10 protein-coding genes are annotated in these 12,341 nt (G+C 29.6%); 3 read left to right on the forward strand and 7 right to left on the reverse strand.

What is annotated here, in order from left to right; all coding sequences use genetic code 11:
• Positions 1-73: 73 nt before the first annotated feature.
• Positions 74-901: a universal stress protein gene (locus AC28QF_RS01685; RefSeq protein ID WP_488200089.1), complete on the forward strand. Its 828-nt coding sequence runs from the start codon at positions 74-76 to the stop codon at positions 899-901.
• A gap of 7 nt (positions 902-908) precedes the next feature.
• Positions 909-3,128: a SulP family inorganic anion transporter gene (locus tag AC28QF_RS01690; protein ID WP_488200088.1), complete on the forward strand. Its 2,220-nt coding sequence runs from the start codon at positions 909-911 to the stop codon at positions 3,126-3,128.
• An 89-nt stretch (positions 3,129-3,217) separates the two neighbouring features.
• Here the strand turns inward: AC28QF_RS01690 and pbpC are convergent, their stop codons facing one another.
• Positions 3,218-5,503: a penicillin-binding protein 1C gene (gene pbpC, locus AC28QF_RS01695; RefSeq protein WP_488200087.1), complete on the reverse strand. Its 2,286-nt coding sequence runs from the start codon at positions 5,501-5,503 to the stop codon at positions 3,218-3,220.
• Positions 5,504-5,651: 148 nt separating this feature from the next.
• On the opposite strand from pbpC, the gene AC28QF_RS01700 reads away from it, so the two are divergent.
• A complete protein-coding gene (locus AC28QF_RS01700) occupies positions 5,652-6,599 on the forward strand; it encodes a tRNA dihydrouridine synthase (RefSeq protein ID WP_488200086.1) in 948 nt (315 codons plus the stop codon).
• Positions 6,600-6,671: 72 nt separating this feature from the next.
• Here the strand turns inward: AC28QF_RS01700 and AC28QF_RS01705 are convergent, their stop codons facing one another.
• From AC28QF_RS01705 to AC28QF_RS01730, 6 genes are all read right to left on the reverse strand, one after another.
• Positions 6,672-7,982: a short-chain dehydrogenase gene (locus AC28QF_RS01705; RefSeq protein WP_488200085.1), complete on the reverse strand. Its 1,311-nt coding sequence runs from the start codon at positions 7,980-7,982 to the stop codon at positions 6,672-6,674.
• Positions 7,983-8,015: 33 nt separating this feature from the next.
• Positions 8,016-9,329, reverse strand: a complete 1,314-nt coding sequence (locus AC28QF_RS01710; RefSeq protein ID WP_488200084.1) for a DEAD/DEAH box helicase — start codon at positions 9,327-9,329, stop codon at positions 8,016-8,018.
• 166 nt (positions 9,330-9,495) lie between these two features.
• On the reverse strand, positions 9,496-10,137 hold the full coding sequence (locus AC28QF_RS01715; RefSeq protein WP_488200083.1) for a response regulator transcription factor: 642 nt from the start codon (positions 10,135-10,137) through the stop codon (positions 9,496-9,498).
• Positions 10,138-10,914 (reverse strand): sensor histidine kinase, encoded by a 777-nt coding sequence (locus AC28QF_RS01720; protein WP_488200082.1) that lies wholly within the window; start codon positions 10,912-10,914, stop codon positions 10,138-10,140.
• Positions 10,893-11,525 (reverse strand): hypothetical protein, encoded by a 633-nt coding sequence (locus tag AC28QF_RS01725; RefSeq protein ID WP_488200081.1) that lies wholly within the window; start codon positions 11,523-11,525, stop codon positions 10,893-10,895. Before AC28QF_RS01725 ends, AC28QF_RS01720 begins: the two co-directional genes overlap by 22 nt.
• A gap of 24 nt (positions 11,526-11,549) precedes the next feature.
• Positions 11,550-12,221, reverse strand: a complete 672-nt coding sequence (locus tag AC28QF_RS01730; protein WP_488200080.1) for a hypothetical protein — start codon at positions 12,219-12,221, stop codon at positions 11,550-11,552.
• Positions 12,222-12,341 lie beyond the last annotated feature (120 nt).

A 12,341-nucleotide genomic window follows, 5' to 3' on the forward strand; every position in this document is an offset into this window, starting at 1 on the left:
CTGTTTTGTGTAAAAGTAATATTTTTTAAACAACGAGAAAATTATATCTTCGAGCGTTTTAAATTATTATACTTTGACAAAAAATATACTTATTGGTATTGCTTTCTCTCCTAATTTAAAAGCAAACTTATTTGAAACAATACGTTTATCAAATATGTTTAATGCTCAGTTAATTGGAGTTCATGTTGGACAAAAGACTAATGAAAAAGAAAAGCAATTACATCATTTATTAAAAGAAGCTCCTAAATTAAAGTTTCCATTAAAAGTAATTTGGCAAGAAGGTAAACCTGTTGATGTTATTTTAAAAACAACAAAACAAGAAAGTGTTGATTTATTAATATTAGGTGCACTTCAAAAAGAAAAACTATACAAGTATTACGTAGGTTCTATTGCTAGAGAGTTAACTCGTAAAGCACCATGCTCTGTATTCTTACTTATAAAACCATCAATAGTAAGAATTCCTTGTAAACACATTGTTGTTAGTGGTTTACAAGACGACAAAACGGAAGAAACAATTAAAGCTGCCTTTAATTTATCTAAAAAATTAGGATGTAAAAGAGTTACTATTGTTGAAGAAATTAGTCAGGCTGAATTAAACGTAAAGGTTAGTGATGATATTTCGCTACGTAAAGCAACTGACTTAAAAGAACAAATGCAAAAAAGCGAAGATGAACGTGTTAATAAAATGCTGCAATGTATTGACACTAGTGATATATCTGTAAAAACGCAAAGTATTTTTGGTCGTAGAGGATATTCTATTGGTCATTATGCTAAAGTAAAAAGAGCGGATATATTGGTTATGAGTGCTCCTAAAAAAACAGGAATTCTAGATAGGATATTTCCGCATGATTTAGAATATATTTTATCAGAATTGCCAACCGATGTTTTAATTGTTAAGTAAAAAGTAGATGAAAAAAGGTTTTAAAACATTTTTAAGTGAAATGCCGCAAAATATATTTGCTGGTTTTGTAGTGTCATTAATAGCACTACCGTTAGGTTTTGGTTTAGCGCTAGCTTCTGGTGCACCACCAATTTCTGGTGCTATTGCAGCAATTGTTGGTGGAGTTGTAGTTGCTCTTTTAGGAGGTGCCAATGTTACTATTACTGGGCCTGGTAATGGTTTAGTTGTTGTCGTATTAGCTGCAATAACAACATTAGGTGCTGGCGATATGCAACAAGGTTATTTATATACCCTAGCTGCCATTGTTTTTTCGGGTATTATTATGGTAATTCTCGGATTTCTTAGAATGGGATCATTAGGTGATTTTTTTCCTTCATCTGCAATTCAAGGAATGTTAGCTGCTATTGGTATTGGTATTTTTGCCAAACAAATACATGTAATGCTAGGTAATTTAGATGCAAAAGGAAGTATTGTAGACTTGCTGATACAAATGCCTAAAGGAATCATAAACTTAATTCAGACTGACAGTACAAGTGTTTTTTACGCCGGATCTGTAGGTGTTATTAGTTTACTAATTATGATTTTTTATAGTAAAATACGTAATAAATATTTTCAGTTAATACCAGCACCAATGTGGATTGTTGTTTTAAGTGTAGGTATGTATTATTACTACGATTTGGTATCTCAATCGGCGTACCCAATAGATAAAAGTCTCTTAATTAATTTGCCTGAAGATGTTTTATCTAACTTTGCTTTTCCTGATTTTAGTAAAGCATATAGTTTTGAATTTATGAATGCAGTAATTGCTATTACTTTAATTGCTAGTATAGAAAGTTTATTAAGTATTAAAGCTGTTGATAAATTAGACACCTTAAAAAGACGTTCTAACGTTAATAAAGATATTCGAGCTCTAGGGTTAGCTACTGTAATTAGTGGTTTTTTAGGAGGGTTAAATGTCGTAACAGTAATAGCTCGTAGCTCGGTAAATGTTAATAATAAAGGAAGTAATCGTTCTGCTAACTTTTTTCACGCAGCATTTCTTGTTATTTTTATTTTACTTTTCGCATCAGAATTGCGGAAAATTCCTTTACCTGCATTAGCTGCTATTTTAGTATATACAGGTTATAAATTAGCACCACCAGAAAACATTAAAAAAGTATTTAAAATAGGTAAAGAACAATTAATTATATTTTTAGTAACCTTATTAACTACTATTACAACAAGTTTAATTACGGGTATTTTAGCAGGTATATTTATAACATTTGTTATTCACGTTATTATTAATAAAAACTTAATGTTTTTCATTAAAAACGTATTAAAACCTAATGTTTTAATGTTTAAGGAAGATGACAAATATTATGTTTCTGTCGAGAATTTTTCTAGCTTTTTAAATTTCACAAAACTAAAAGCTAAACTAGATCAAATACCAGAAAATGAAGATGCTATTATCGATTTTTCTTTGTGTGACTTTATAGATCATTCTGTAATGGAAAATCTTAATAATTATGCTGAAAGCTTTAACAGAAAAGGTGGGCATTTTGAGGTTATTGGTTTAGATGGATATAAAACAGGAAGTGAACACCCGTTTGCTTTACGTAAAAATAATCCTGTTCAAATTAAAGAAAATGCAAATTCTAACACCTTAACAAAAAGACAAAAATCATTACAAAACATCTGTACAGAACTAGGTTGGAAATATGAAGCTACTCCTAAAGAAGAGGTTACTAAAATTCCGCATTTTGGTTACTTTAAAACTCGTAAAATAAGTAAAGTATCAAATATATTATCAAATGAAAACTGTTCTTTATTTGATGTCGAATTTTCTGAAGGTGAACTTATTGCTAAACAAGTAATTAAAGTAACCATGATGTATATTGATATTGAAAAACACACACCTGAATTTACGTTAGATAAAGAAGGTATTTTCGAATATATATACCATTTTGCTGGTTTTAAAGATATTAACATCGCTAATCATCCAGATTTTTCTAAACGATTTTATCTCTCTGGAAAAAACGCTACTGAAATAAAGAAGTTTTTTACAGATGAACTTGTGCTATTTTTTGAAAGTAATAAATATTATCATATTGAAGGAAATAAAAAAGGCTTATTAATTATTGGTAGAGAACGATTAGCTGGAATTAAAGAAATTAAGACACTGGCTGATTTTGGAGTTCGATTGAAAAAAACGGTTTGTGATAAAAAAATAGCACTTTCTGTTTATTAATAAAATCTCTAGCCCCGATTGCAGCAATTGTTTGAGCTCCTCGCAGAGAGCGAGTGCGTAAAGCGGGAAAATAGCTTCTGATAATTAATTTATAATATTTCTAAAAATCGTATTTTCTCGTTCCCTAAGTTATCGATTACAATGATTTTGTGATTACCTTTTTTAGGAGTTATCGCTTGTTCATGATATTGAGAAGTTTCACCTATAAAAACATCATTTAAATACCAATACAAAAGAGCATCTGCATTGGCATGTGTAACTTTTAATATTACAGGATTTACTTTATTATTTAATCCTTTTGTTAATGATATTTTAGATCGTTTTTTTGTCGGAAACACAAAATCCATGGTATTATTTTGCGCCTTATTACAATCTTTTCGATAGTTTGGCAACACATTATAATCTACATTTTTCTGTTGGTAATAATGCGCCATTAGCGGGGGTAACACAAACCATGTTCTTGTTTTCATATTAATAACCGACTCGCAATTAGAATTTACCTGAAATTTTTCTGAAGCGTCAACAGTAATTTGTTGGTGATAAGGACACGGCTTTGCTCTCACTCCGTTTTTGGGTATTCTTTTTATAACCGATTTACAAATAGGCAATGCCAAATAACCGCTTTTTTCACAAATATTTTCTTCAACCAAAGCTTCATAAGGCTCCAAAAACCAATTTGATTTTGGCAGTACATCAAACACGTTAAATAGTAACGGAGCCGCACTACCAACACCTGTTAAATCGGGTCTTCCTTCTCCGTCTGAATTACCTATCCAAACTCCAACTACGTATTTCGGGGTAACACCAATTGCCCAAGCATCTTTATTACCAAAACTAGTGCCTGTTTTCCATGCTATTTTCTGAGAAGAATCAAAATATTTCCAAGCCTGATCGGTAAATGGCCTGTTAACTTCAGTTAGCGTATTTAAGGTTGTAAAAGCTGCTCCGGCATCTATATGAGTTTCGTTTTCCTGAACGTTTCCAAAAGAAATTTCATCAGACTTTATATAGCTAGGTTCTGTAAATTCATTCGAATAGTAATTATGTTTTGTTTCTTCATAATGATTCACAACTCCGGCATAACTCGCAAAAGTTTTACATAAATCCCACAAACTGGCTTCTGCCCCGCCTAAAATTAATGACAAACCATAATAATCGGCTGATTTATTAATATCCCGAATCGAATATTCTTTTAAATCTGCCCTGAATTTTTCTAATCCGTATGATTGCAACATCCGAACCGAAGGAATATTTAACGATCGTGTTAAAGCCTGGTTTGCTGGCACCGCTCCATCAAAAGTTAAATCGAAATTTTTAGGTGTGTAACCTGCTATTTCGGTAGGTACATCTGCCACTAATTGCGTTGGTAAAATTGCGCCCGATTGTAACATTTGTGCGTACAAAAATGGCTTTAACGTACTTCCTGTACTTCTTGCTGACACTACATTATTTACATCTTTTTGATGTGCTTTATCTGTTGGCGAATTTCCTACATAACTTAGCACTTTTCTAGTTTTAACATCTAAAACTAAAACCGCCATATTAAAAACTTCGTTTTGTTTTTGACGTAGATAATGTTGTTTCACTAAATTGTTTACTTGTGTTTGTAAATGAATATCAATAGAACTTTGTAGGTGTTTACCTGAATGTTTGTTTGCTATTTCTTGTACAAAATGTGTTGCTAGAATTGGTAAAGCATATGGTTTTTTTGGGAGTTTTTCTAATAATGATAATTGATAAGTAACTGTATCAATAATGGTTTCTTTATATAATTTTTTAAGTAATCGATTTCGCTTTTCTTTTAGTTTTTGTTGATTTTTACCCGGATAAATTAACGAAGGTGCGTTTGGTAAAACAGCTAAAGTAGCTGTTTCTGCCCAAGATAATTGATGTGGCTGTAAGCCAAAATAACGCCAAGAAGCCATCTCTAAGCCTACTACATTACCTCCAAAAGGAGCATGAGAAGCATATAAGTTTAAAATTGATTTTTTTGACAATCGGAATTCTAATCGCGTTGCCAAAACCAACTCTATTATTTTTTCTTGATAAGATCGTCCTTTATTTTTGCGTGATAATCTAATTACTTGTTGCGTAAGTGTACTTCCGCCACGAATCACCTTTTTAGCTTTTATATTTTCTATAAATGCTTTTCCTATAGATATTGGATTAAATCCGAAATGTTTATAAAAATGTGCATCTTCAAACTGTAAAATACATTGTTCGAATTTTGTTGGAACCGAATCTAATTCAGGAAAACGCCATTGTCCATCTTCTGCAATTACAGCACCTAACAATTCATTGTTTCTTGCAGTAACAACGGTAGATGTTGGCGTTATAAACAATTTTTCAGGCAAACAATAATAGTATGCAATCATTAAAAAAAATATAATGATTGTCTTTATTTTATGCTTTTTTAAGAAGTTAAAAACAGTTTTCATTTATAATTTATCTATTTCAAAAGTATAAAGTTTAACTTTAAAATATGAAAGATAAGTAAGTTATATTTGCAACTTATTACATACTATGAGTTTTACTTTACTTTCATCTCCTTTACAAGGCTTTACCGATTTTCGCTTTAGAAATGCACAACATAAATACTTTGGTGGTATTGATACTTATTATGCGCCATATATTCGTTTAAACGGAAAAATGAAAATTAAATCGAGTTATGAGCGTGATTTACTACCCGAAAACAATGATACCTTAACCGTAATTCCGCAAGTAATTACAAACGATCCTGATGAGTTTTTATTTGTTGCAAAGTACGTGCAAAGTTTAGGTTATAAAGAGCTGAATTGGAACTTAGGTTGCCCTTACCCAATGGTTACAAAATCGGGAATGGGTTCTGGATTAATTTGTAATCCTGCTAGAATTGATGAAGTTTTACATAAAGCACATAACGAAACCGACATTTTAGTTTCTATGAAAATGCGAATGGGCTATGAAAACAGCGAAGAAATATTACACTCCTTTCCTATTTTAGAAAAATATCCGCTTAAAAATGTTGCTATTCATGCTCGAATAGGAAAACAACTATACAAAGGTGGCGTTGATTTAGATGCTTTTCAGAAATGTATCGACGTATCTAAACATCAATTATATTATAACGGAGATATTACTTCTGTGGCTGGTTTTAAAGCGATGCAAGAACGTTTTCCGAGTATTACACATTTTATGATTGGTCGTGGTTTAATTGGGGATCCATTTTTACCACAAATGATTAAAGATAACACAACCGAATATCCTAAAGATAGATGGCAACGCTTTGGCGAGTTTCATGATGAAATTTATCATCAATATGATGCTGCTTTATCTGGGCCTACACCTATAAAAATGAAAATGTTAGGGTTTTGGGAATATTTTTCTAAGTCATTTACGAATCCGCAGAAAACTTATAAAAAGATTAAAAAAGCAGGAAATCCGAAGAAATATCAAGCTGCTGTTAAAGAAATTTTGAGTAGCGAAAAATAATTATATAAAAAATAAGCTATTTATATTAAAATATAAATAGCTTATTTTTTATATATTGTTTTTATAGAATGATTATTTAACCAATTCTTTGGCTTTATCAAAAAGGCTTATTCCTTTATCTTTAATATCCTCTCCTACTTCCTTTAATCTTTCAGTAGTTGTATATTTATTTAGATTGGTTGTCATTTCGGTAAACTTATCTATTACTGCAAACATTTCTGTTGTATACGGCACTTTTTGTGTTTCCATTATCAATTTCCAATCAACTTCTGCTAAAACAACAAACATATATTTGGTCGCTATTTTACTCAAAAAATATTTATCGTAGAATCCGTTTAAAACACTATCTGAGTTTTTATTTTTTAAATATTCGATAGATTCCTCTATACTATTTTTATCTTTTACTGATAATAAATTACTCGATTTAAGTTTAGTTAATGATGTTATTGCCTTTTCATTTTTGTTGTTCTTTAAATATAAATAGGTTTCTACAGACCAGATGATTTCATTGTCTACACCAATTTCTTTTGAATCTTTTAAAAAAATTTCAAAATCTGCTAAAGCTCTTTCTTCATCTATATCTCTATTCATCATTAAACGATCAAAAGCTCTAAATAAGTGATTCAATGAATGAATACCAATATACGTTTGCTCATTTGTAAGGTTACCCCACTTAAACATAGCACGTGTGTAAGGTAAGTCAACATTTTTATTGCTGTTAAGCCAATTTATATTTCTTGATATTTCATCTTCGGATAAATAATACAATCCTTTTTCAAAAAACAAAAATCCTCTAAAATATTGTAATAATGTTTTTATTTCTGTGTCTGGTAACAACTCTGGTTTCGTTTTCGAACTTTCATATAATGAAACTTCTTTGCCTAAATCTTTACTTAAAATAACGATGGCACTTAAAACACTATGCTCTAAATTTTCGACTATTTGCTTTTCTTCACCTTTTAAATAAGGTCTTCTTTCACTTATCGAATCTCCATAAACTACATTAAAAACATCTAAAAGTGGCGGAAACAAATCTTCATCTGTTTTGATTACAAAGTCTTCCATCCTTTTGTAATCGCGATATATTGATAGATAATCTAAAAAAGATAATTCTTCTGGAGACTGAACATTATGACTCAATAATTTTTTAGAGAGTCTATCTATATCTTTTTTAAAAGACTTAAATTCTGCTGAAATTGTGTCTTTGACAACGGAAGATCTTATTAATATTTTACCAAATTTATAAGGAAAAACCTTATATGAATCTAAACTTTTCGCTAACGTTTTTTTATCAATATCTAAAAGCTCTTTATCTGTTTTTTCTTTGGTAGAGCAACTAGTAAAAGCAGTAATAAATAATAATATTGCGAAAAATTTTTTCATTTCTTTTTTAATAATTATTAAAAGTAATAGTTTTTAAGCCAACGTAATACGCACTTTTTTATTTTTTAAACGAGTATTATTTAGTTCTTCTATCAACTTTTTTGCTTCGCTTACAGGTACAGCTATAAAAGCACAATCTTGCTTTAACTCAATAACTCCTAATTGTTCTTTTGTTAAGTTTCCTTTTTTAAAGAATAAACCTGCAATATCTCCTTTTGATATTTTATCTTTTCTACCGCCAGAAATAAATAATGTTTCCCAATAATGCCCTTTTAATTTTTCTTTCTGAGAGATATCAGTATTTGGAATATTAGCAAGAAATTCTGGTAAGGTTTCTTTTTGCCATTTTAAAATATATGCGGTTCCTTTTGCATTTACTCTTGCCGTTCTACCATTTCTATGCGTAAACTCCTCTATTCTTTCTGGTAATTCGTAATGAATAATATATTTCATTTCAGGAATATCAATTCCTCTTGCTGCCAAATCTGTAGCAATTAAAACCTGACTGGTACCATTTCTAAATTTAATCAATGAGCGTTCACGATCTCTTTGTTCCATCCCTCCAGAAAAACAACTGTGTGCTATTTTATTTTTAGTTAAGAACTCACTTACGTGATTGATGCTATCTTTTAAATTACAAAAAATAATTCCTTGATGATTTCCTATATGTTGTAACAAATTAACCAATGTTTGATTTTTGTTTTTTATAGGAGAAACAACTGTTTTTAAGGTTAACTGTCTAGATTTTTTTCCTGTTAAGTAATTTAATACCGTGGGTTTATTTAAACCTACAAATGCAGGAATTTCAGTTTCTTGCGTTGCTGATGTTAAAATACGCTTTTTTAGGTTTGGTAATTGATTGATAATACCTCTCATTTCAGATTCAAAACCTACTTCTAACGATTTATCAAACTCATCTAAAATTAACGTTTTTATGCTGTCTTTAGAAAATCGTTCATTTGCAAAATGATCTAAAATTCTTCCTGGAGTACCAATTAAAATACTTGGCGTATGCTTTAATTCAATTTTATCTTTCGCCATCGAACGACCACCATACACTGCATTTACTTTTAACCCAGTTCCCATTTCTCGAATTACTTGCTCTATCTGAATCGCTAATTCTCTTGATGGCACTAAAATTAAAGTTTGAATTTCTTTATTTTCAAAATCTATTAATTTTAACGCAGGTAATAAAAAACCCAAGGTTTTTCCTGTTCCTGTAGGTGAAAGTATAACAGTATTTGCATTTGTATCAATTACTGAAATAGCTTTTTGCTGCATTTCATTTAACTCATAGATATTTAATTTTGCTAAAATATCTTCTTGTGTTTTCATTGTCATTGCCATAATATTTAAATATCTATGAAGTTTTATCGACTGCAAAGATAAGTAGTCTTTTTACAGCTTTTAAGAATAAAAGAGCTAATCTATAAAAAGATGTTTAAAAGCTATTTCAGCTTGATCAACTGTATTAAAACTATTTATAACACATTATAAAAACAAGGCATATCAATCACTCGGTAAATCCATTTTTTAAAGCATAAACTGCTAAACCAACTCTTGATTTTAATTCTAATTTCTCAAATAAACTGTCTCTGTAATTTTCGACAGTTCTTGGACTGCAAAACATCTTTTCTGAAATTTCTCTGTAATTCATTTCTGTAACAGAGTATTTCAAAAATTCTATCTCACGATCAGATAATTTTATTTTTTCATTTTCACTGTTAGAATCATTGCCAATACTCGCAAATATTTTACTAGAGGCCCATTCAGGAAAAAAACGTCCTTTTTCAACCAATCCTATCAAAGCTTTTTCTAAATCAGTAGGATATACATTTTTTAAGAGATATCCTTTTGCGCCATTTTTAATCATTTTAATTAAGCTCGACTCATCATCTTGCATGCTCAAAGCCATTATTAAAATAGTAGCATGTGTTTCTTTAATCCACTTTGCAGTTTCAAAACCATCCATAATAGGCATACTTATATCTAGTAAAACAATGTCAGGAATCCCTTTTGTTTTTATTTTATTTTGAAAATCCATACCATTTTCACAAACGTATAGTACTTCAAATCCTTCAAAATTAGAAATAATATTACTCAATGCTTTGGCTATTAAAACATGATCGTCAACAATAACAATTGTCTTTTTCATTTAAATGGGGATATTTATAATTAATTTCGTTCCTTTATTTTCTTGGCTTTCTAATTTCATTTTTCCGCCTACCAATGCTGTTCTCTTTTTTATATTTTTAAGACCGATACCATCTGGTTTTATCGTTTCAGGATTAAAACCAACACCATCATCTTCTAATATAAATTTGATAGCGTTGGTAGTTGTTTTTAACGAAACTAGAATATTTTTACATGCTGCATGCTTCATACTATTCTGTAGAAATTCTTGAGTAATTCTAAACAGAATACTTTTTATTTGGTAGGATTGTAATTCCTTTTCAATAGTACTTGAAAAATGAACGGTACACTTTTTAAAATCATTAATTTTTTTACATTCATTTTCAATTAAAACAGAGATAGTATTATCTTTAATAGAATCGTCTGTCAACGATTTTGATAACTGTCGAAGTTCTTGTAAAGACTGATTTATAATGTCATTAATCCCTTCAATAGTTTCGTTTACTTGCGGAACCTTATTTTCAAAAATTAACTGTTGCGTATATATACTCGCCAATGTTAATTTCTGACCAATATTATCATGAATTTCTTGCCCAATATATTGCATCGTTTGGGTTTGAATTTCAAGTTGAGTTTCTAGTAATTCTTTTTTATGCGTTTCATCAATAGTAGAAATTTGCTTTAAATGTGCTTTCTTTTTTATACGATACTCACGAATAAAAATAAATATTCCTCCTAAAAAAGCAATAAAAATTATATTAAATAAAACTATTATTATTAAGATTGATGTTTCCCCCATATAAAAGATGCTGCAAATAATAAATACATAATACTACTAGATATTAATAAATATAAATAGTAGGCATTCCATATATCTAGATATTGTATTTTTATTAATTCATTGTAAAAAGCAATAAAAGGGTAAGTGCCTATATAAAATAATGTGACCCCAATATTTATGTAAAACATTTTATTTTCCTTAAACTTTAAAATGTTATCATTTTTTATTTGTTTTAAGAATTCTAAAATTATTAGAGTAATCAATAAGACACTTCCGGTCGTTAAATTCAAAGAATATAGCGTTCTGACTTTATCTTTATAAATTTCCAAAGGAATAAAAGATATTAAATAAATAAAACAACAAAGGATAAATAACTTAACGTTTTTTTGAGATTTATAAGCGTATAACCAATAAAAAAAAAGATATTGAATTGGGATACCAAAAAAAGCATAGTAATCTTGTTTTCTTATTGATAAAAAAACGTGAAAAAAATTACCATACAGTTCTTGTATAAAAATAAATATTAAATAAATAGAAAACCATTTCCAATAATTATATTTCACTTTTTTATAGTACAAAAAAGCAACTAGAGCAGATAAAAATTCTGCTACTAGTAGTACTTTATTCATATATGGATATAACTCATGCATATATTAAAAACCTTCACCTCCTCCATCTACTGGAGGTATTAATCCTCCATGATTTTGAGAACCTAGATTATTAGAAGAACCTCTTGAATTTCTACCTCCACCTAATGCTGCAGTTCTAGTTTGAGAACCATTGTTTAGATACGCTTCATTTTTCTTTAAACTTGTGGTATACGTTTGATCATCTAACGGATTAAAATCGAAATCTGTTTCACCTCTTCGTATAGTTGGTATCATTACTAAAGTATGTAGTTTCTCATGTTTTTCTGTAGTAGAATTTCCTAAAAAATCAGATAAATCAGTATACGGTCTTTTCCATGTTTCTTTTTCAGGATAACGAGAATAATAGATACGTAAACCTAAATCTTTACTTGATATTCTATGCTTTTTAGCATTCATTTCTGTGTGGTAAATAAAAGCTTTCAAAGTTTCTAATTCAAATCTTATAGAATGAGCATCGTCCATATTTAAACTACTGTTAATCTTTGCCAGTTGATTGTTTTTGTAGCCATTTACCATTTCGTGAACTAAAGGTACACTTAATTGATTCATCGGTTCCGCAGAGTAGTCTAAACAAATGCTGTTTTTAGATGTGTCTTTTGGTTTAGTTGGTGGAAACTTATAAATATAAATTCCGAAAGCAATTACTGTAATTGCTAATAATAAAGGTGTAATCATGGTTTGTTAGTTTTAAGCGTTAAATATACTTTATTCAGATACAAAGAAACAATTTTCTTCAAATTCCCTTCAAAATTATACAACCTAAGTTCACAAGGTTAAACAACCCTAAAATCTCAG

It is taken from the genome of Tenacibaculum sp. M1.3A (genome assembly GCF_057732375.1).

What these genes read in the sequence shown, in the direction of transcription:
- AC28QF_RS01690 (WP_488200088.1), top strand. Translation starts at nt 909, where the DNA reads ATGAAAAAAGGTTTTAAAACATTTTTAAGTGAAATGCCGCAAAATATA.
- pbpC (WP_488200087.1), bottom strand. Translation starts at nt 5,503, where the DNA reads ATGATTGCATACTATTATTGTTTGCCTGAAAAATTGTTTATAACGCCA.
- AC28QF_RS01700 (WP_488200086.1), top strand. Translation starts at nt 5,652, where the DNA reads ATGAGTTTTACTTTACTTTCATCTCCTTTACAAGGCTTTACCGATTTT.
- AC28QF_RS01705 (WP_488200085.1), bottom strand. Translation starts at nt 7,982, where the DNA reads ATGAAAAAATTTTTCGCAATATTATTATTTATTACTGCTTTTACTAGT.
- AC28QF_RS01710 (WP_488200084.1), bottom strand. Translation starts at nt 9,329, where the DNA reads ATGGCAATGACAATGAAAACACAAGAAGATATTTTAGCAAAATTAAAT.
- AC28QF_RS01715 (WP_488200083.1), bottom strand. Translation starts at nt 10,137, where the DNA reads ATGAAAAAGACAATTGTTATTGTTGACGATCATGTTTTAATAGCCAAA.
- AC28QF_RS01720 (WP_488200082.1), bottom strand. Translation starts at nt 10,914, where the DNA reads ATGGGGGAAACATCAATCTTAATAATAATAGTTTTATTTAATATAATT.
- AC28QF_RS01725 (WP_488200081.1), bottom strand. Translation starts at nt 11,525, where the DNA reads ATGAATAAAGTACTACTAGTAGCAGAATTTTTATCTGCTCTAGTTGCT.
- AC28QF_RS01730 (WP_488200080.1), bottom strand. Translation starts at nt 12,221, where the DNA reads ATGATTACACCTTTATTATTAGCAATTACAGTAATTGCTTTCGGAATT.